At 62.2% G+C, this 20,067-nt stretch carries 18 protein-coding genes and 1 tRNA gene; 8 read left to right on the top strand and 11 right to left on the bottom strand.

Going from position 1 to position 20,067, the window contains the following annotated elements; translation table 11 throughout:
• Window positions 1-31: 31 nt before the first annotated feature.
• Window positions 32-379, bottom strand: coding sequence for a hypothetical protein (locus ACRESH_RS16075; RefSeq protein ID WP_431742908.1), 348 nt, complete (start codon window positions 377-379; stop codon window positions 32-34).
• Window positions 380-511: 132 nt separating this feature from the next.
• On the opposite strand from ACRESH_RS16075, the gene ACRESH_RS16070 reads away from it, so the two are divergent.
• From ACRESH_RS16070 to ACRESH_RS16050, 5 genes are all read left to right on the top strand, one after another.
• Window positions 512-1,087, top strand: a complete 576-nt coding sequence (locus ACRESH_RS16070) for a DUF2796 domain-containing protein (protein ID WP_431742907.1) — start codon at window positions 512-514, stop codon at window positions 1,085-1,087.
• A gap of 42 nt (window positions 1,088-1,129) precedes the next feature.
• Window positions 1,130-1,849, top strand: a complete 720-nt coding sequence (locus tag ACRESH_RS16065) for an ABC transporter ATP-binding protein (protein ID WP_431742906.1) — start codon at window positions 1,130-1,132, stop codon at window positions 1,847-1,849.
• Complete coding sequence (locus ACRESH_RS16060) at window positions 1,849-3,114, top strand: ABC transporter permease (RefSeq protein ID WP_431742905.1); 1,266 nt, start codon at window positions 1,849-1,851, stop codon at window positions 3,112-3,114. Before ACRESH_RS16065 ends, ACRESH_RS16060 begins: the two co-directional genes overlap by 1 nt.
• A gap of 8 nt (window positions 3,115-3,122) precedes the next feature.
• Window positions 3,123-3,638, top strand: coding sequence for a DUF3299 domain-containing protein (locus tag ACRESH_RS16055; protein ID WP_431742904.1), 516 nt, complete (start codon window positions 3,123-3,125; stop codon window positions 3,636-3,638).
• A 110-nt stretch (window positions 3,639-3,748) separates the two neighbouring features.
• Window positions 3,749-4,432, top strand: a complete 684-nt coding sequence (locus tag ACRESH_RS16050) for an OmpW/AlkL family protein (RefSeq protein WP_431742903.1) — start codon at window positions 3,749-3,751, stop codon at window positions 4,430-4,432.
• Between the two features lie 50 nt (window positions 4,433-4,482).
• On the opposite strand, the gene ACRESH_RS16045 is transcribed toward ACRESH_RS16050, so the two are convergent.
• The gene (locus ACRESH_RS16045) at window positions 4,483-5,415 is read right to left on the bottom strand and encodes an NAD-dependent epimerase/dehydratase family protein (RefSeq protein ID WP_431742902.1); all 933 of its coding nucleotides are present in this window, start codon (window positions 5,413-5,415) and stop codon (window positions 4,483-4,485) included.
• Window positions 5,408-6,292 carry a sugar nucleotide-binding protein gene (locus ACRESH_RS16040; protein ID WP_431742901.1) on the bottom strand — a complete coding sequence of 295 codons (885 nt, stop codon included), beginning with the start codon at window positions 6,290-6,292 and terminating at the stop codon, window positions 5,408-5,410. Before ACRESH_RS16040 ends, ACRESH_RS16045 begins: the two co-directional genes overlap by 8 nt.
• Before the next feature lie 163 nt (window positions 6,293-6,455).
• Between ACRESH_RS16040 and ACRESH_RS16035 the strand changes: the two genes are divergently transcribed.
• Window positions 6,456-7,301 carry an alpha/beta hydrolase gene (locus ACRESH_RS16035; RefSeq protein ID WP_431742900.1) on the top strand — a complete coding sequence of 282 codons (846 nt, stop codon included), beginning with the start codon at window positions 6,456-6,458 and terminating at the stop codon, window positions 7,299-7,301.
• Here the strand turns inward: ACRESH_RS16035 and ACRESH_RS16030 are convergent, their stop codons facing one another.
• Window positions 7,302-8,120 (bottom strand): helix-turn-helix domain-containing protein, encoded by an 819-nt coding sequence (locus ACRESH_RS16030; RefSeq protein ID WP_431742899.1) that lies wholly within the window; start codon window positions 8,118-8,120, stop codon window positions 7,302-7,304. It lies immediately after the preceding gene.
• Between the two features lie 176 nt (window positions 8,121-8,296).
• On the opposite strand from ACRESH_RS16030, the gene ACRESH_RS16025 reads away from it, so the two are divergent.
• The gene (locus ACRESH_RS16025; protein WP_431742898.1) at window positions 8,297-9,739 is read left to right on the top strand and encodes an alanine/glycine:cation symporter family protein; all 1,443 of its coding nucleotides are present in this window, start codon (window positions 8,297-8,299) and stop codon (window positions 9,737-9,739) included.
• Between the two features lies 1 nt (window position 9,740).
• Entirely contained in the window at window positions 9,741-10,733 is a 993-nt protein-coding gene (locus ACRESH_RS16020; RefSeq protein WP_431742897.1) for an asparaginase, read from the top strand.
• Window positions 10,734-10,737: 4 nt separating this feature from the next.
• On the opposite strand, the gene ACRESH_RS16015 is transcribed toward ACRESH_RS16020, so the two are convergent.
• The 7 genes from ACRESH_RS16015 to fdnG all read right to left on the bottom strand — a co-directional run bounded on the left by ACRESH_RS16015 (window position 10,738) and on the right by fdnG (window position 19,851).
• Window positions 10,738-10,833: transfer RNA gene (locus ACRESH_RS16015), tRNA-Sec, on the bottom strand.
• Window positions 10,834-10,839: 6 nt separating this feature from the next.
• Window positions 10,840-12,759 carry a selenocysteine-specific translation elongation factor gene (gene selB, locus ACRESH_RS16010; protein ID WP_431742896.1) on the bottom strand — a complete coding sequence of 640 codons (1,920 nt, stop codon included), beginning with the start codon at window positions 12,757-12,759 and terminating at the stop codon, window positions 10,840-10,842.
• Complete coding sequence (gene selA, locus ACRESH_RS16005; RefSeq protein ID WP_431742895.1) at window positions 12,756-14,186, bottom strand: L-seryl-tRNA(Sec) selenium transferase; 1,431 nt, start codon at window positions 14,184-14,186, stop codon at window positions 12,756-12,758. The genes selB and selA overlap by 4 nt, the downstream gene beginning before the upstream one ends.
• Before the next feature lie 68 nt (window positions 14,187-14,254).
• On the bottom strand, window positions 14,255-15,181 hold the full coding sequence (gene fdhE / locus ACRESH_RS16000; RefSeq protein WP_431742894.1) for a formate dehydrogenase accessory protein FdhE: 927 nt from the start codon (window positions 15,179-15,181) through the stop codon (window positions 14,255-14,257).
• Between the two features lie 4 nt (window positions 15,182-15,185).
• Window positions 15,186-15,839, bottom strand: coding sequence for a formate dehydrogenase subunit gamma (locus ACRESH_RS15995; RefSeq protein WP_431742893.1), 654 nt, complete (start codon window positions 15,837-15,839; stop codon window positions 15,186-15,188).
• Window positions 15,836-16,786: a formate dehydrogenase subunit beta gene (gene fdxH, locus ACRESH_RS15990; protein WP_431742892.1), complete on the bottom strand. Its 951-nt coding sequence runs from the start codon at window positions 16,784-16,786 to the stop codon at window positions 15,836-15,838. Before fdxH ends, ACRESH_RS15995 begins: the two co-directional genes overlap by 4 nt.
• A complete protein-coding gene (gene fdnG, locus ACRESH_RS15985) occupies window positions 16,786-19,851 on the bottom strand; it encodes a formate dehydrogenase-N subunit alpha (RefSeq protein ID WP_431742891.1) in 3,066 nt (1,021 codons plus the stop codon). The genes fdxH and fdnG overlap by 1 nt, the downstream gene beginning before the upstream one ends.
• Window positions 19,852-20,067: the final 216 nt, after the last annotated feature.

The following is a 20,067-nucleotide window of genomic DNA, read 5'->3' as shown; positions in this document are numbered from 1 at the left end:
GTGGGAGCGGATTCATCCGCTCCCACAGAAATCAACCTACCCAGTGATACACCGGCGCATCCGCCCCGCTTTCCACTTTCACCTCAGCGCTATGGCGCAACCGCACCAACAGGCGTTTACCTGCTGCGGTATTACCCGCCAACCCTTCCAGTTGCTCAAGCAACTGGGGCCCATTGAGCTGCCCCGCCTTGCGCAGCACTTCGCGCGCCGCCTGCCAGAGTGCGTCGTCCGGCCTGGCGCTTGGCACGCAAGTCACTGCCGCCGCAGTCGCAACTGGCGCCACCGCCGTCAATTGTCCACCCAGTTGTGCCCATTCCGCCGGGTCCAGCTCCAGGGTCAAGTCCACCGGCCAATCGCCAATATGTCCACGAATTCGCACAGGCGTTTCCTCTGCTCAATGACAGGCTCCATGCTCCCACGCCGACGATCCGCCGCCAAGCACACTGGCATCGCCAGAACAAGCTGTTATAACATAACCAGATAATTTCTGTGCCCTCGTGGAGTCCTGCCCATGCGTCGCCTGTTCCTTGCCTTGCCGTTCGCCTTGCTGCCTCTGGCCATTGCTCATGCCCATGAGGATCACGACCATGCTGATCACGCCCATGGCAGCCTCGCAGCCCATGAGCACGGCGTCGCCCGCCTCAACGTGGTACTTGATGGCCAGACACTGGAGCTGGAGCTGGGCAGCCCGGCGATGAACCTGGTCGGCTTCGAGCACGCGGCCACCAGCGCTGCCGACAAGGCCAAGGTCGCCGCTGTGCGCGCCCAGCTGGAAAAACCGCTGGCCCTGTTCACCTTGGCCAAGGCAGCCAACTGCAGCGAAAGCGATCAGGAACTGGAAAGTCCGCTGTTCAGTGACAAGCCGGCTGTCAATGAAGACGGGGACAAGCACGATCATGACCACAGCGAAATCCACGCTCGCTACCAACTCGACTGCGAGAAGCCCGAACAGCTCAAGGCGCTCGACCTGAGCCCACTGTTCAAGGCCTTCCCCACCACCCAGAAAATTCAGCTACAACTGATCGGGCCAAACGGTCAGCGGGGTGTCGAAGCGACCCCGGCCAAGGCCTCGATCACATTCCGATAGCCCTTTGCAGCGAAACGCCTAGGGTAACTTGGGCGTTCATTTATGAGCCAGGCACTGATTGAACTGACCGACCTGGGCTTTGCCTGGCCGGGCCAAGCCCCTCTGCTGGATATTCCCGCCTTGCGTCTTGAGGCTGGTGAGTCCTTGTTTCTCAAAGGTCCCAGCGGCAGTGGCAAAACCACCCTGCTCGGCTTGCTTGGCGGCGTGCAGCAACCTGACCGTGGCAGCATCCGCCTGCTCGGCCAAGACCTGAGCGCACTGAAAATGGCCGCACGCGACCGTTTTCGGGTCGATCACACTGGCTACATTTTCCAGCAATTCAACTTGCTGCCGTTTCTCTCTGTACGGGAAAACGTCGAGCTGCCTTGCCGCTTCTCGCGCAGTCGCGCACAGCGCGCTGCCCTGCGCCACGGCAGCATCGACCAGGCAGCCGCCAGCCTGCTTGCTCACTTGGGTCTGAAGGACCCTGGTTTACTCGCACGGCGCGCCGACAGCTTGTCGATCGGCCAGCAACAACGCGTTGCCGCCGCCCGCGCCTTGATCGGCCAGCCCGAGTTGGTGATCGCTGACGAACCTACCTCGGCCCTCGACGCCGACACCCGTGAAGCCTTCATTCGCCTGCTGTTCGCCGAATGCCGGGACGCCGGCTCCAGCCTGCTGTTCGTCAGCCATGACCAGAGTCTGGCAGCGCTGTTCGACCGCCAGTTGTCACTGCCCGAACTCAACCGCGCGGCCCTGCCAGCCAACGATCTGGAGGCCTGATGTACCTGCTCCGTCTTGCCCTGGCGAGCCTCGCCAACCGACGCTTTACCGCCTTCCTTACCGCCTTTGCCATCGCCCTGTCGGTGTGCCTGCTGCTGGCCGTTGAACGGGTGCGCACTGAAGCCCGCGCCAGCTTTGCCAGCACCATCAGCGGCACCGACCTGATCGTCGGTGCCCGTTCCGGTTCGGTGAACCTGCTGCTGTATTCGGTGTTTCGCATCGGCAATGCCACCAACAACATCCGCTGGGACAGCTACGAGCACTACGCCAGTGACAAGCGGGTGAAATGGGCGATTCCCATTTCGCTCGGTGACTCCCATCGCGGCTATCGGGTAATGGGTACTACCAGCAGTTACTTCGAACACTATCAGTACGGCCGCAAGCAAAACCTGCAACTGGCCCAAGGCCGGGCCTTCGCCAGCGACCCGTTCGAAGTGGTGCTGGGCGCCGAAGTCGCCCAGGCCCTGCACTACACGCTCGCTGACAAGCTGGTGCTGGCCCACGGCGTGGCCGCGATCAGCCTGGTCAAACATGATGACAAACCTTTCACCGTGGTCGGTGTGCTGCAACGCACCGGCACACCGGTGGACCGCACCCTGCATATCAGCCTCGGCGGTATGCAAGCGATTCACATCGACTGGCACAACGGCGTACCGGCCCGTGGTGCCGGACGAGTAAGTGCCGAGCAGGCGCGCAATCTGGACCTCACACCAGCCGCCATCACCGCAGTCATGCTTGGCCTGAACAACAAAATCTCCACCTTCAGCCTGCAACGCGAGATCAACGAATACCGCAACGAACCGCTGCTGGCGATCCTGCCGGGTGTCGCCCTGCAAGAACTCTGGAGCCTGATGGGCACTGCCGAGCAGGCCTTGTTCGTGGTATCCCTGTTCGTCGTACTGACCGGGCTGATCGGTATGCTCACCGCCATCCTCACCAGCCTGAACGAAAGGCGCCGGGAGATGGCCATCCTGCGTTCGGTCGGTGCCCGTCCGTGGCACATTGCCGGGCTGCTGGTGCTTGAGGCGCTGGCCCTGGCGGTGGCCGGCATCGCGGCAGGCCTGGGCTTGCTGTACCTGGGCATTGCCCTGGCGCAGGGCTATGTACAAGCCAACTACGGACTGTTCCTGCCCCTGGCCTGGCCGAGCGCCCACGAATGGAGCCTGCTGGCGATTATTCTGGGCGCTGCATTACTGATGGGCAGCGTGCCAGCCTGGCGTGCCTATCGGCAGTCCCTGGCCGACGGCCTGTCCATTCACTTGTGAGACGTTCGATGCCACGTGTTCTGCTGTCGATATTGCTGCTGGTGGCCACTCCACTGTGGGCGGCCGAACCGCGCACCCTGGAGTGGCCGCAACTGATTCCCGCAGGCGCGCCAATCGTCCAACCGCAACTGGCACCGCTGCACGACCTGTCGCAATTGAGCGACGCCCTGGCCGCCGAATCGGCCCCGGCCGCCCACCAGCAGGTGTCGAACGCCCCGGTGGTCAAGGCCCTCGATGGCCAGCAGGTGAAGTTACCGGGCTATATCGTGCCGCTGGATGTCAGCGAAGAGGGTCGCACCACCGAGTTTCTCCTGGTGCCCTACTACGGCGCCTGCATCCACGTACCGCCGCCACCCTCGAACCAGATTGTGCATATCGTCAGCGAGATGGGAGTCCGGGTCGAGGACCTCTATCAGCCCTACTGGATCGAAGGCCGAATGCAGGTGAAGAACACCAGCAGTGAACTGGCTGACGCCGGTTACCAGATGGAAGCCGAGAAGATCTACGCTTATGAACTAGAATGATTAGCCCCAAACTGTGGCTTTGACGCTTTCATTGAGCTGGGTCAAATTGCCAATCCGGCGGCTCCTTACCATTGGACGTACTTAATTCTAAACGTCCTTTGGGAGCTTCCATGAACAAGTCCTTGCTCAGCGCCTCGCTCATTGCCCTGGCGCTCGCAGCCCCTGTTGCCCATGCCCACCAGGCAGGCGACTTCATTTTGCGTGCCGGTGCGATTACTACTGCTCCCAACGAGAACAGCGGTGACATCAAGCTCGACGGCACCAAGATGTCCGGCACCAAGGCGACTCTGGACAGCGACACCCAACTGGGCCTGGCCTTCGCCTACATGCTGACCGACCACATTGGTCTGGAGCTGCTGGCCGCCACTCCGTTCCAGCACACCGTCGGGGTCAAGGGCCTGGGCGCGGGCCTGGATGGCAAGCTGGGCGACATCAAACAACTGCCACCGACCCTGTCGCTGCAGTACTACCCGATGGAACCCAGTTCGAAGTTTCAGCCTTATGCCGGTATCGGCCTGAACTACACCATGTTCTTTGACGAAGACCTGAGCAGCAACCGCAAGGCCCAGGGCTTCAGCAACCTGAAGCTCAAGGACTCGGTCGGCCTGGCCGGTCAGTTGGGGATGGACTACATGATCAACGAACACTTCCTGGTCAACGCCGCGGTCTGGTACGTGGACATCGATACCAAGGCCACCATCGACGGCCCGAGCGCCCTGGGCGTTGGCAAGACCAAGGTCGACGTAGATGTCGATCCATGGGTCTACATGGTGGGTGTGGGTTACAAGTTCTAAGGCTGCGGGGCCTCGGGAAGAAAAAAGCGGCGATTCAATCGCCGCTTTTTTTATTGTTTGCCGAGCAATCGAGCAAGGCCAACGGCCAAAGGCGTCGGCTCTGGGAACGCAAAGCGCGTCAGCAGCCGCTGGTTGTTCGCTCGTGAGTGACGAATATCGCCAGAGCGCGCGGGCCCGTAACTGATCGCCGGCAACTCGCCCAGCACTGATTTGAGCGCGGCCAGCAACTGGTTCAGGGAAGTGGCCTGGTTCAGCCCGATGTTGACTGCACCCTCTTCAACCTCCCGCAACGCCAGGGCCTGGACCATCACCGCGACCAGATCGCCGATATAGAGGAAATCACGGGTCTGCTCGCCATCACCGAACAGCGTGATAGGTGTCCCGCTCAAGGCACGCTCGCAGAAAATGCTGATCACCCCCGAATACGGCGAGGACGGATCCTGGCGTGGCCCGAAGATGTTGAAGAAGCGGAACACCACCGGCTCCAGGCCATGCTGGCGACGATAGAAATCCAGGTACTGCTCACTGGCCAGCTTGTCCACGGCATAGGGCGTAAGGGGCGCCTTGGGTGCGTCTTCCTCGATCGCCTGGCCTTCGCCGTTGTTGCCATAGACAGCGGCGCTGGAGGCAAACAGCACACGTTTGATGCCATTGAGACGCATGGCCTCGCAGACATTCAAGGTGCCGATGAAGTTGCTCTGGTGGGTTTTCACCGGGTCGTCCACCGAGGCCTGCACCGACGCAACGGCGGCCAGGTGAACAACGGCCTGGCACCCCGCTGCCGCGCGCTTGACCAGCTCGCCGTCGGCCACGTCGCCTTCGATCAGCTCAAGCCTGGGGTTGTCCATTTGCAGGTTGCCGGGCTTGCCAGTGGACAGATCATCGAGGATCCGTACCGCGTAGCCAAGTTCGAGCAACGCATCGCTCAAGTGAGAACCGATAAAGCCGGCGCCACCGGTGATCAGAATGGGGGAATCAGCCATGACGATAGAATCGATCCAGTAAAGGTGGCAAACCCGAGCGCCAGGCACGGGGTTTGATACCGAAGGTGTGCAGAATTTTCTTGCAGGCCAGCACCGCATGCTGTGGTTCTTCGCTGGCATCCGGGCGCGCGGCATGGGCCTGCGCGGTCGGTGCGGTGACCGCCAGCAGGTGCAGCTGTGCCGCTTCAGTGAGGATAGCCTGACCGAGCGCCAGCGGCGTGGTGGCTTCGTTACCGGCGTAGTGATAGGTGCCCCACAGCGGCGCGGCGCAATCGAGCTGCTTGAGCACCGAGAGAATCACCCGTGCGGCATCGTCCACCGGCGTTGGGTTACCGCGGCGGTCATCGGCCAGGAGCAGTTCCTGAGGCTGTTCGGCACGGGTCAGAAAGCGCCCGAGCACGCCATCGATGCTCTCGTCGAGCAACCAGCCGAAGCGCAGCAGTACGTGCTGTGGGCAAGTCGCGCGGACGCTCTGTTCGATCCGCCACAGGGCCTGGCCGCGCAGGCCCAGGGGCACCGGCTCATCCTTTTCGCTGTAGGCCGTGGCTCGCGAGCCATCGAATACCCGGTAGCTCGAAGGCTGAACCAGGATGATGTTGTGGTGCTGGCACAGTTCAGCCAGCCGCTCCACCGAGCGCTCCTGTTGCGCCAGGCGCTTTTCGCTGACGGACTCGGCCTGGAACCAGTCAAAGTAGTACGCCAGGTTCACCAACGCATCGGGACGGGTGTCGTCCAGCAACTGGGTCAGGCTGGCCGGATCCCAGCCGTGCTCTGGCGGACGCGGTGCCAGAAAGCCGATATCTTCCTCGGCCCCGAGTCGAATCAGCGCTTGCCCGAGGGCACTTCCACCACCCAACAGCATCAGGCGCATTCGCATAGAGTCAGCAGATCCGATCAGATTGATAGAGGAAAGGGCACATTTTGCGTTTTCCGGCAGGGGAAGTCCAACGCTGGCCTAGCTAACGCCTTATCTACGCACATCGGCAATCGACCTATAATGCGCTCGACACGAGCATCCTCGGCTTCTCAAGGCGACGTCCATGGAACTTGAAGCAGCTTCAGCACAACGTTCAATCTGGCAATACGATGAGCCCAGCCCCGGCACTGAGCGGTTCATTACCGAAACCTTCGACAGCTATCAGCAACAGGCCCGGCTACTGATCCCCGACAAGGAGCGCGCAGCGCCGCTGTTCGTTGTCGGTGGCGCACGCTCGGACTTTACTCGCCTCAATCCCCTGCTCTACCGGCTACAGGTGTCAGGTATCGGCTCGCTGACCGCCAACCTGTCAGGCCACAGCCTTGCCAGCGAGCCTGGTGCGCTGGAACCTTCGCTGGTCACCAATCTTGAAGAAGCCCGGCGCTTTCACCGGCATATTGCTGCGCGTTGCCAGACCCTGATCGGGCATAGCCTGGGGGCATCCATTGCCTTGAAGCTGGCGGCGCAGCAACCGGCTGTGGATAAGTTGATCCTCATCTGCCCTGCGGTCTACCCGGACTGCGCCCACGACGCGCCCTTCGGCCCGACCTTCAAGGCGGCCATCAGCAAGCCTTATGGTTTTATGGACTGCGACAGTTTTGAGTTCCTGCGCCAGTTCCAGGGCCGTGTGTTGCTGGTACTGGGTGAGTTCGACGGGCTGAACTCGCAGACCCACGGCCAAGGTGCGGGGACTTCGGCCGACACGCTGTGGCTGGCAGGCGCCCAGCGCTACAGCCCGATCCCGGAAGAAGTCACCCGTGCCCTGCTCAAATCGGTGCCGCCACCGCATCTGGAGTGTCTGTTGCTCTCCAACTGCGATCACGGCATTGCCGCACACCTGCGTACGACACCGGTGGTAGCGGATCAGGTGGCGCAGACCATCACCGAATTCATCATCGGCCAGACGTGATCACTCGATTTCGAACAGGCCGTTGCTGATAGGCCCGACGCTCAGGCGCTCGCGCACATCATCGTCGATACGCGGGTCATCCGGGCGATAGAGCTTCACCTGGCGATAGGCGCTGATGCGGTTGATCTCGGTGCCAAGGAATTCCCAGACCACCCGAGTACAGGCCGGCGTGCGCCGGTCGCCGCTGGACACCCCGGTTTTCAGGCCGTTCAAGCGGGTGATGCGGCTCTTGAAGCTGGGGATCAGGATGGTCTGGCTCATCTCGTTGACCGTCAGCGACTCGTAGTCGATGAGGAACAAGCGGTCCTGCAACTGGAACGCCGCGCCCAGGTAACGACAACGCACCCAGTCTTCGGCTTGCACATCGGTGCTGCTGGAGCGTTCCTGACGCTCCTGGCGCTCGAACAGGAAGGTGCCGCGCTCCTCACGCAGATGGACCAGCGACAGCAGGATCGAGCCGGGTACCGACATGCAGTTGGAGTACTCGAAGTAGTAACCGCAGTAACGCGACAGGTTGCCGCTCTGCTCGCGCAATGGCCGCAGCAGCTCACTGAGCGGGTCTTCTTGCGCGGTTGTGAAGGTCGCCGGATTGCGCGCACCCATCAGCCGGGCGAACTGCTCAGGCGGCAGGCCGAGCTCGTAATCCTCGACACCGAAAAAATCACCAATGCGCTTGAGGTTGAACGGCGTCGGCTGGCTGTGCCCGCTCAGGTACTTGTTGAACTGTGCCCTGTTGATCGACAGCTGCCGGCAAACCTCTGAAATAGAGCGGTAGTGACTGCAGGCGAGTTTGAGGTTGATGCCGAGATTTTCGCTCATGCGCGTCGTTCCAGGTGATGCGATAGACGCCAGTTTAGCATCAAGTCGCATCAACTCAGAGCAATCAGCGAAATTGTAACCACATTTATCTTAGCCAACCATGCGCGCCCAGGATCCGGCGCATCAACGCCGCTCCAGTTGTCTTTCATGCAAAGAATAAGAATCGAGGTCACTCCATGCTCGAAGCACTCAACGATTTCCTTTCGGGGAAACTCCTCATCGTGCTGATCGTCGGACTCGGCGGTTATTTCACTATCCGCTCGCGTTTTGTCCAGTTCCGCCATTTCGGCCACATGTTCAGCGTGTTCAAGGAATCCCTGCACGGCCAGGCTGGCCAGTTGAGCTCGTTCCAGGCCTTGATGCTGAGCCTGGCCGGCCGCGTCGGCGCCGGTAACATCGCCGGTGTCGGTATTGCTGTAACCCTGGGCGGCCCAGGTGCAGTGTTCTGGATGTGGGTCACTGCTCTGGTGGGTATGTCCAGCAGCTTTTTCGAATGCACCCTGGCCCAGGTCTACAAACGTAGCGACGGCGACGGCCTGTACCGTGGCGGTCCGGCCTACTACATCCAGCACGGTCTGAAGCTCAAGACCATGGCGGTGGTGTTCTCCCTGCTGCTGTTGGTGACCTACGGTTTTGCCTTCAATGGCCTGCAGTCCTACACCGTAACCCACTCGCTGCAGAACGCCTTCGGCTTTGCTCCCGAGCACACCGGTATCGCCCTGGCTGTGCTGCTGGCCATCGTGTTCCTCGGCGGCATCAAGCGGATCGCCGCCGTCTCCGACCTGTTGGTACCGGTCAAGACCCTGGCCTACATCGGCGTGACCCTGTACGTGATCGGCAGCCAGATCGAGCACGTTCCGGCTATGCTGGAAACCATCTTCAAGAGCGCCTTCGGTCTCGATCCGGCTTTCGGCGGCCTGCTCGGCAGCGCCATTGTCATGGGCGTGAAGCGTGGCGTGTTCGCCAACGAAGCGGGCCTGGGCAGTGCGCCGAACGTAGCTGCCGTGGCGGCGGTGAAACACCCGGGCGCGCAGGGCGTGGTTCAGGCCTTCAGCGTGTTCCTCGACACCTTCGTCATCTGCACCTGCACCGCGCTGCTGATCCTGCTGTCCGGCTTCTACACCCCGGGTTTCGAAGGTGACGGCATTGTCCTGACCCAGAACTCCCTAGCTGCAGTAGTCGGTGACTGGGGCCGCCTGTTCGTCAGCGTGGCACTGTCGCTGTTCGTCTTCACCTGCATCCTCTACAACTACTACCTGGGCGAAACCAGCCTGCAGTTCCTCACCCGCAACCGCCTGGTGCTGCTGGGCTACCGCGCCCTGGTACTGGCGCTGATCGTCTGGGGCTCGGTGCAAAACCTGTCCACCGTATTTGCCTTCGCCGACATCACCATGACCTGCCTGGCCTTCGTCAACCTGATCGCCTTGGCCCTGCTGTTCAAGATTGGCCTGCGGGTCATGCGCGACTACGACGAGCAACGCAAGGCGGGTATCAAGCAGCCGGTGTTTGACGCGTCGAAGTTCAGCGACCTGGATCTGGATCTGCAAGCCTGGCCGGTCAATCCGCTGACCCCGACCAAGGTTGAGGTCACCACTGCTGCCGCGCAGCCGCAGAACTGAAATGCGCGCCGTAAAGAACCTGCTGGTCCTCTACACCGGGGGTACCATCGGCATGCTCGACACACCGCAAGGCTTGGCGCCAGCCGGTGGCTTCGAGGCGCGCATGCGCGACTACCTGGCGGCCCATCCGCAATCGCCGGGCATCGCCTGGACCTTGCGTGAACTGTCGCCGTTGCTCGACAGCGCCAACATGCAGCAGGCCAACTGGCTGTCGATGTGCGATGCGATTGTCGAGGCCGTGAAAAAGGATGGCCACGACGCCATCCTGGTGCTGCACGGCACCGACACCCTGGCCTATAGCGCAGCGGCCTTGTCATTCCTGCTGCTCGGGCTGGAAGTACCGGTGCTGCTGACTGGCTCGATGCTGCCGGCTGGCGCGCCGGACAGCGATGCCTGGGGCAATCTGTGCGGGGCCTTGAGCCTGTTCGAGGCAGGTGTCGAGCACGGCGTGCACCTGTATTTCGCGGGCCAACTGTTGCATGGCGCCCGCGCCAGCAAGCTGCGCAGCGAAGCCTTCGATGCCTTTGCCGCGCTACCCCGTCATCGCGAGGGACAGCGGGCCGAACAGATTCCGGCGGTCCTCACCTACTGCCAGCCCCGCACGCCGGTGAACCTGGCAGTGCTGCCGGTGTTTCCGGGGCTGCAGGCGGCTCATGTACGTGCGCTGATTGACAGCGGTGTGAAGGGCTTGCTGCTGGAATGCTACGGCAGCGGCACTGGCCCTTCCGATGACCAAGCCTTGCTCGAAGCCCTGAGTGATGCGCGCCAGCGCGGTGTCCTGATCGTCGCCATCAGCCAATGCCCGCAAGGCAGTGTGATGTTCGATACGTACGCGGCGGGCAGTCGGCTGCGCGATGCAGGATTGGTATCCGCAGGTGGCATGACCCGCGAAGCGGCGCTGGGCAAACTGTTTGCACTACTGGGCGCCGGGCTGGATGCGGCAACGGCGCAGCACTGGTTCGTCCTGGACCTGTGCGGGGAACGGGCGCCGTAGGAAATGGCGGAAGGCAGCGGGAGTCGAACCTGCCCGGGAACGGCTGCCGTCCCCAACCGGGTTTGAAGCCCGGCCGCGCCACCGGGCGCGATTGCCTTCCTTGAACTCAGTGCCCTGGCGATTGTGCCAGGGCGTTGTCGCCACGCACCTGACGCCGGTCACCCATGCGCCTGGTCAGGCCGATACGATCAAAATACTCCAGCACCTGAATGCTGCGCTTGCGGCCGATACCCAGCACATCACGAAAGGCAGTTACCTGCAGCACCGGATCGTCGCTGGCCAGCTGCAAGAGCATAGCGGCCATTTGCCGAATTGTGGCCTCAGGATAGAACAGATCGCGCACCACCTGGTGCACCTGCCCAAGTCGCGCCAATTTGCGCAGCAACAAACGCACCTGCGCCTCCTCTTGCGTCACCGACCTGGCCAGGTCGCGTACCCAGGGCGGGTCGAACTGGCCTTGTTCAAGCAGCGGCTGCAACTGCAACCATAGCGCCTCATCGGCCTCGCTCAGGCGTACCCGATGTTCGGGCAAATGCAGCCAGGGGCCATTACCGACAACGGCGCCACTGGCGAGCAATTCATCAAGCAGGCTGATAAAGGCCGGACGCTCCAGGGGCAAGGCGGCATAACGGCGCAGGCGATCACGATCGGGCCCGAGCTGGTCCGGCTCCTGCTCATGAAAATGCGCCAACTGTTGCAGCACTGTCTGTTCCAACCCCTGCCATCGTGCAGTAGTGAACAACAAAGGTCCCTGACGCGTCGCAATCACCTGCACATCTGTTGGCAGCTTCCAGCTGCTACGCAGGCGATTGAACTGACGCTCCAGGCGCTGCGGATCGAGGCCGGCCTCAGCGTTGGCCAGCAGCGCTGGCAAGGCCTGTTCCAGGCTGTCGACACTGGCCAGCGCCTGCAACTGCGCCAGGCGCGCCTCGCTGCGACGTTGCCGCGCCGGAGCATAAGGATCAAGCACCTGGCCACCGCCGAGGGTGCGTTGCGCGCGGTGATCGCGAAGCACCAGACGGTCACCATGTACCGCTTGCAACGGCGCGTTGAGCTGCAACTGGGCAAACATGCGCCCACCGGGAAGCAGTTGTTCACCTTGCAACAAGGCCACCCGTGCACTGACATCCTGGGTACCCAGGTGCACATGCACCGGACTGAAATGCGCAAAGCTGCGGGTTTCACTGGCAAGCAGTTGCAGTTCGATATCCACCCTTTGGCTCGGCCCATGCAGCCACTCGGCGAGCAACCAGTCACCTCGGTGAATCTGCGCAAGTTCCAGACGTTCGGCGCTGATGTTCAACGCCACCCGCTGCCCCGCCCATGCCTCGGCCACAGCCTGGCTCTGGGCATGCAGCCCGCGCACCCGCACCGGTTTTTTGACCTTGCCCAACGCCAACGTATCGCCTAACTGTACCTGGCCATCGAGTGCGGTACCGGTGACCACGATACCCGCCCCCGTCACCGCGAAAGCGCGGTCGATGGCCAGGCGAAAGCCTCCCCGGCGACTGCGCTCACGGATCTCTCCCTGGGCCTCGACCAAGGCCTGGCGCAGGGCCTCGACACCCTCGCCGGTTACGCTCGACAGCGGAAATTGTGCAGCGCCAGCATAGGGCCCGGCCGCCAGCAAGAGACTGACTTGCGTTTGGACCTCCTGGACCCGCCGCGGCTCGACACGGTCGCACTTGCTGACGGCCACCAGCGCCCGGGGGATACCCAGTAACTGAACAATGGCCAGGTGTTCGCGGGTCTGTGGCATCACCCCATCATCAGCGGCCACCACCAGCAGCACCAGGTCGATAGCTTGAGCACCGGCCAGCATGTTGTGGATAAACCGCTCGTGCCCCGGCACGTCAATGAAGCCGATCAACGGTGCCCCCGCTTCCAGACTCGCATAGCGATAACCCAGGTCAATGGTCATTCCCCGCTCGCGTTCTTCCCGGCGCTGATCCCCCGCCTGGCCGGTCAGGGCTTCAAGCAAGGAGGTCTTGCCATGGTCGATGTGCCCGGCCGTGCCGACAATCACATCAACGCCTCCATCAACTGCAGCTCAGGCAATTGCGCCAACCAACCGGCCTCGTCATCCAGTTGCCGCAGGTCTAGCCACAGGGCGTCATCATCGATGCGCCCGAGCACCGGGATCGGCAGTTTTCGCAGGGCCTCCTCAAGGCCTCGCAGGCTGCGACCGCGCAAGCGCTTGGCGCGTTGCGGACGCAGGCACAAGGCGGCACTGGGTAAACGGGCCACCGGCTGACTGCCGCTGCCGATCATACTCAGTGCCGGTACTGCCGCAACGTCCCAGCTGGCACCTATTACCTTTCTGAGTACAGGCGCCAGGCGTTCGGCTTGGGCATGAACTTCTGCTTGCGGACGGGTCAGCAAGCGCAGGCTGGGCAAGCGCTCAGCCAGTAGGTCCGGGTTACGGTACAGGCCCAGTACCGCTTCCAGCGCAGCGAGGGTCAGTTTGTCGACCCTGAGCGCGCGCTTGAGCGGGTTCTTCTTAATCTTGCTGATCAGCTCTTTGTGACCGACGATGATGCCGGCCTGGGGGCCGCCGAGCAGCTTGTCGCCACTGAAGGTGACGATATCCGCCCCATCGGCCAGCGCCTGGCGCACGGTCGGTTCGGCGGGCAGGCCCCAACGGGTAAGGTCAAGCAAGCTGCCGCTGCCCAGGTCTTCCAGCAGGGGCAAGCTGTGTCGATGGGCCAGTTGTGCCAATTCAGCAGTGGCAACCTGAGTGGTAAAACCCTGAATGCTGTAGTTACTGCAGTGCACCCGCATCAGCAGGCCGCTGCGCGGACCAATGGCGGCCTCATAATCGCGGGCGTGGGTGCGGTTAGTGGTACCGACTTCATGCAGTTTGACCCCGGCCCGGGCCATGATGTCCGGTATACGAAAGGCGCCACCGATCTCGATCAGTTCGCCACGAGAGATGATGCCTTCCTTGCGCGCGCCCAGACTGTTGAGCGCCAGCAATACGGCCGCTGCGTTGTTGTTGACTACCGTGACCGCCTCGGCGCCCGTCAGCTCACGGATCAAGCCTTCAATCAGGTCATCGCGGTCACCGCGCTTGCCAGTAGCCAGGTCGAATTCGAGGTTGAGCGGGTAGCGCGCAGCCATCTGTACGGCGTCGATGGCTTCCTCGGGTAGCAGCGCCCGGCCAAGGTTGGTGTGCAGCACCGTGCCCGTGAGGTTGAACACTCGTCGCACCTGACTGCGGTGCTGCGCCGCAAGCCGTTCGCCGGCGCGTCCGGCCAGTACCGGTGGCGCCAGTTCGGCGGGGGCCAGGTGTCCCTGATAGGCCGGTTCGCGCAGGTCGTCGAGTAGCTGGCGCAACGTAGCCAATACGGCATCACGACCATAGCGCTCAATCAGCGGCTGGCAGGCGGGATGGCGCAACAGGGTGTCGATGGAGGGCAGGCGTGTCGGGAGTTTGGCGAGGTTGGAGGGCATTAACGAGGTTACCTTCAACAGTGTGACCCGCGATGACAGCGGCGCAAACCTGAGTGTAGACGCTGGACTCACTCCCCTCCCGGCGCCAGCATCAGGTTCGGCGCCAGCCGTTGATAGCCCTCCTGATCCAGACGCAAGTCCAGCGCCAGGCTCGCCAGATCCGCAGACAATGCCTCTGCATCAGCGTCGTACTCCAGATAGACCTGCTTCAGATAGCTATTGCAACCCGGACAGCATTCGGCACGCAGCGGCGCCTTGCCGGCAGCATGGCGATCATCCTCCAGGTTGAAGTAAGTCAGCCCCTTGCTCTGCTCACAGTAGATGCACTTGACCCGTACCACATGCCACTCACAGGCACACAGCGAGCACACCAGGTAGCGCAGGCCGTTGTATTTGCCACGGTGACGGATTACGCCGGCCATCGGCGGCGAGCCGCAGGCCGGGCACTGACAGAGGCTGTCGCCTGCCTTGAGCCCGGCGGTCGGCAGGTTCAGCAGCCAATGGCTCCAGGCAGCCTGCAGCGCGGCACCGAGAAACGGCACCAGGGCAGCCGGCACTGTGCTGAACTGCCCGGTCAGCAAGGCGATGCCCCAGAGCTTGCGTTGCTCGGCACTGGACACGCTCAAGACGCGTACGGCCGCCAGCAACTCGGCGCTGGCAGGTGTCGGATAGCGCTGCAGCAAGGCGTCAAGGTAGGCCAGCCAATACCCTTCACGCACCAGGCTGTCGGCGGCCAGCGGCGGCAAGCCGTGCTCCACGCACAAGCGCTGGCGCTCAGTCTCGGCAGGCGCCGCCACAGGGGGTTGGTCGAGCAGGCTTTGCTGGGTGCGGCACAGGCCCGCGATCAGACGCAAGTAGTCACCCAGCGCGTTGCCCTCGGCGAGGGTATCCAGACGTGCCGCGCGCAACGCGAACAGGTTCGATGGTGGCAAGTAGAGAAACGGCGGCGTGCTGGCCGCCGCTTCGATCTGCCCAGGTTCAAGAATGGTGCTCAAATGATCATCCTTTTTTGCTGATCTGCGAGTCCGGCGGATCCTCGCGGGTCACTTCCCGATACCATAGCTCATGGTGTTTCTTTGCCCAGGCGCGACTGACCCGACCCTGCAACATCGCGCTGACCGAGCCCTTGATCCAGATCCCGGCGTAGATGTGCACAATGATGCTCAGCACCAGCACGAAGGCCGCCAGGGCGTGCAGCAAAGTAGCCAGGCGAATCGAGCCGATATCGAAGTACTGGCTGAACCAGGCCCGCCAGATCACCACACCACTGAGCAGCAGGACCAGCATGCACAGCAGCAGGGTCCAGAACAGCAGCTTCTGTCCAGGGTTGTACTTGCCGATCGGTGGCACGCCCTGCTCTTCGTTGCGCATCACCCGGTCGATGCGCCTGAGCCACAAGCGATCATTGGCGATAAAGAAATTCGCCCGCCAGAAGCGCAGCACCAGGAGGAGGAAGAACACGAACATCAGCACGCCCATGAACGGGTGCAGGATGCGCGTCCAGGGCCCGCCGCCGAACAGATGGCTGAGCCAGAACAGCGCCGGGTGAAACAGCGCCAGCCCCGACAATGCGGCCATGATGAACAGGATCGCCACCAGCCAGTGGTTGGTTCGTTCGTTGGCGTTGTAGCGCAGGATAGGTTTGTCTTTCATGGCCGTTCCTCCCCTTGCGCACCCGGTTTGTTCGGGTCATACACATGCACCGCCGGGTCGACCACATGCACGCTGGTGTCTGGCGCACTCGGGTGCTCGTCTTCCTCGACCCGGTTCGGGCCTATGCGCACATAGTGGAAGAACCCGGCCAGTACTGCTGCGCCCATGGCCAACAGCGCCAGCGGTTTGCTCAGCCCTTTCCACAGCCCCACCAGCGAGCTGATTACCGGTTGGTCTGGCAGGCCCGCGTACAGCTTCGGTTGATCGGCATGGTGCAGCACATACATCACATGGGTACCACCGACGCCGTCGGGGTCATATAAGCCGGCATTGTCGAAGCCCCGCGACTTGAGGTCGACGATGCGTTCGGCGGCGTGCTCCTTCATGTCCTCCTTGCTGCCGAACACGATCGCCCCGGTCGGGCAGGTCTTCACACAGGCGGGCTCCAGCCCTACCGCGACACGGTCGGAACACAAGGTGCACTTGTAGGCCTTGTGGTCCTTCTGCGAGATCCGCGGAATGTCGAACGGGCAACCGGTGATGCAGTACCCGCAGCCGATGCAGTGGTCCTGGTTGAAGTCGACGATACCGTTGGCATACTTGATGATTGCCCCCGGGCTCGGGCAAGCCTTCAGGCAACCGGGATCGGCGCAGTGCATGCAGCCATCCTTGCGGATCAGCCACTCCAGATTGCCCTCGGTGTTTTCGTGCTCGGTGAAGCGCATCAGTGTCCAGGTCTGTGCGCCGAGGTCATGGGGGTTATCGTAAGTGCCGTAGTTGTGACCCACCTCGTCACGCAACTCGTTCCATTCCGAACAGGCCACCTGGCAAGCCTTGCAACCGATGCACTTGGTGGTGTCGATGAGCTTGGCCACCTCCTCCTGGTGACGGATAGACGAAGGCGTCGTGGTGGTGGCCGAACGGGCGATGATGTCTTGGCTAGCCATCAGATTTTCTCCACGTTGACCAGGAACGACTTCGATTCCGGGGTCTGGGTATTGCCGTCACCGAGGAACGGCACCAGGGTGTTGGTCAGGTAGCCGTGCCGGGTCATGCCGGTAAAGCCCCAATGCAACGGAATGCCGATCTGGTGCACGGTCTGGTTGTTGACCTGCAGCGGACGAATCCGCTTGGTCACCACCGCCACCGCCTCGATATGCCCGCGCTTGCTGGTGACGCGCACCCGGTCGCCAGCCGCGATGCCCTTCTCCTTGGCCAGCACCTCACCGATTTCGACGAACTGCTCCGGCTGGGTCACCGCGTTGATCGGACAATGCTTGGTCCAGAAGTGGAAGTGCTCGGTCAGCCGGTAGGTGGTGGCGGCATAGGGGAAGTCCTTGGCTTGCCCCAGGGTGTCCCAGACCGAATCGAACACCCGACCTGCCGGGTTGCTGGTGGCCTTCTTGTTGTTCGGGTGCAACGGGTTGACCCCGATAGGTGTTTCGAACGGTTCGTAATGCTCCGGGAACGGCCCTTCGGCCATCTTGTCCAGGGCAAAGAAGCGCGCCACGCCCTCAGGGTTCATGATGAACGGGTTCATCCCCGCTTCCGGCGCTACATCGGCTTTGAAGTCCGGCACGTCAGTGCCGCCCCAGGCCTTGCCGTTCCACCACACCAGACGCTTGTGCGGCGACCAGGGTTTGCCCTGCACGTCAGCCGACGCCCGGTTGTAGAGAATCCGCCGGTTCGCCGGCCAGGCCCAGGCCCACCCCAGGTTCTGCTTCATGCCGAACGGATCGGCGTTGTCGCGCCGGGCCATCTGGTTGCCTTGCTCGGTCCAGCTGCCACAGAAGATCCAGCAACCAGAGGCGGTACTGCCATCGTCCTTGAGCTGGGCAAAGCCGGCCAATTGCTGCCCGGCCTTGAGGGTCGCCCCGCTGGCATCGGTGACATCGGCCACGGCGTAACCGTTGAACTCCTTGGCGATTTCTTCCGCTGATGGCTCGTGGGGCACCTTGTAAGGCCAGTTGAGTTTGAGGATCGACTCGGCCCACGCCCCGCCCTCGCGCTGGTAACGCTCGCGAAGGCGCAGGAACAGCGCACTCATGATCCATACGTCGGTACGGGCCTGGCCCGGGCCTTCAGCGCCTTTCCAGTGCCATTGCAGCCAGCGGCTGCTGTTGACCAGCGAGCCGTCTTCCTCGGCAAAGCAGGTGGTGGGCAGGCGAATGACTTCGGTTTGCACATTCGCCGAATCGACATCGTTGTACGGCCCGGCATTGCGCCAGAACTCCGAGGTCTCGGTCGCCAGCGGGTCCATCACCACCAGCCACTTGAGCTTGCTCAGCGCGGCGGTGACGCGGTTCTTGTCAGGCAAGGCGGCAATCGGGTTGAAGCCCTGGCAGAAGTAACCGTTGACCTGATCCTTGGCCATCATGTCGAACATCTTCAACACGTCGTAGCCCGGAATATCCAGCTTCGGCAGGTAGTCATACCCCCAGTGGTTTTCAGCCGTAGCGTTGGCGCCATACCAGGCCTTCATCAGGCTGACATGGAACTTGCCGTAGTTCTGCCAGTAGGACAACTGCCCTGGCCGTAGCGGCTTGGGCGCGCGTTTGGCGATGTAGGTGTCGTAGTCCTGTTCAGCATCCGCTGGCAGGGTCAGGTAGCCCGGCAGCAGGTTGGACAGCAAGCCCAGGTCAGTCAGCCCCTGGATATTGGAGTGACCGCGCAGGGCGTTGACCCCGCCGCCTGGCAAGCCGACATTACCCAGCAGTAACTGGACCATGGCCGCACTGCGGATCATCTGCGAGCCGATCGAGTGCTGGGTCCAGCCCAGGGCATAGAGGATCGTCATGGTCTTGCCCGGTTGCGAGCAGGTGGCGATCTCTTCCCAGACCTTGCGCATGCTGTCGACCGGCATGCCACAGATCTGACTGGCCAGCTCGGCGGTGTAGCGGCTGTAGTGCTGCTTCATCAGTTGGTAGACGCAACGCGGATCCTGCAGGGTTGGATCGACCTTGGCAAAACCGTCTTCACCAAGCTCGTAGCCCCAGCCGGACTTGTCGGTGTAGCTGCGCTTATCCGCGTCGTAGCCGCTGAACAGACCGTCCTCAAAGCCGTAGCCAGCTTTGACGATGAACGACACGTCGGTGTAATTGCGCACGTACTCGTGCTGGATCTTGTCTTCAGTGAGCAGGTAATTGATCAGCCCGCCCATGAAGGCGATATCCGTGCCGGTACGGATCGGCGCGTAATAGTCGGCCACCGAAGCGGTTCGGGTAAAACGCGGATCGACCACGATCAGCCGGGCCTGGTTGTGCGCCTTGGCTTCGGTCACCCATTTGAAGCCACAGGGATGGGCTTCTGCAGCGTTGCCACCCATCACCAGGATCAGATTCGCGTTAGCGATATCGGTCCAGTGGTTGGTCATGGCTCCACGGCCGTACGTCGGGGCAAGACTTGCCACCGTCGGGCCATGTCAGACACGTGCCTGGTTATCGAACCCCAGCATGCCAAGGCTGCGAACGACCTTGTGGGTCATGTAGCCGGATTCGTTAGAGGAAGCCGAAGCGGCTAGAAAGCCTACGCTCAGCCAGCGATTGACCGTCTGGCCCTGGGCGTTTTTCTCGATGAAATTGGCGTCGCGATCGGTCTTCATCAGATCGGCAATGCGATCCAGCGCCTCATCCCAGGACACCCGGGTCCATTCCTTGCTGCCCGGTTTGCGCACCTGCGGGTACTGCAGGCGGTTGGGGCTGTGGATAAAGTCGAGCAGGCCGGCGCCTTTCGGGCACAGCGTGCCACGGTTCACCGGATGGTCGGCGTCGCCTTCGATATGGATGATGTTTTGGGCAACGTTCTTGGCCGCATCACCCTGGCTGTACATGATCAAGCCACAGCCAACAGAACAGTAAGGACAGGTGTTACGGGCTTCTTTGGTATGCGCCAGCTTGAAGTGACGCACCTGCTCGGCGAAGGCGGGTGTCGGGGCCATGCCCAACGCCGCCAGGCTCGAACCTCCAAGGCCGATTGCAGCGACCTTGAAGAACTGCCGACGGTTGAGATCCATCGTGCACTCCTGATCAGGTGATGGACGCGCGGGACGTTGCCGGCGTCTCTTGAACGATCACGGTGGCGACGTTTACTGCTGGCGCCAGTTGATACTGTAGTCAAGAATTCTGAAGAAGGGGTGAGGATGGACTATCGGTGGAGAATGCACACCCAGGCTTATCTGACACTATGTCGAGAAGTGGACTACTCCTGGTCGCTCCCCGCCCTGCTACCT

This window comes from Pseudomonas sp., from assembly GCF_050739775.1.
In the GTDB taxonomy this organism is placed as follows: domain Bacteria; phylum Pseudomonadota; class Gammaproteobacteria; order Pseudomonadales; family Pseudomonadaceae; genus Aquipseudomonas.
This window is presented reverse-complemented; position numbering and strand designations above follow the sequence as displayed.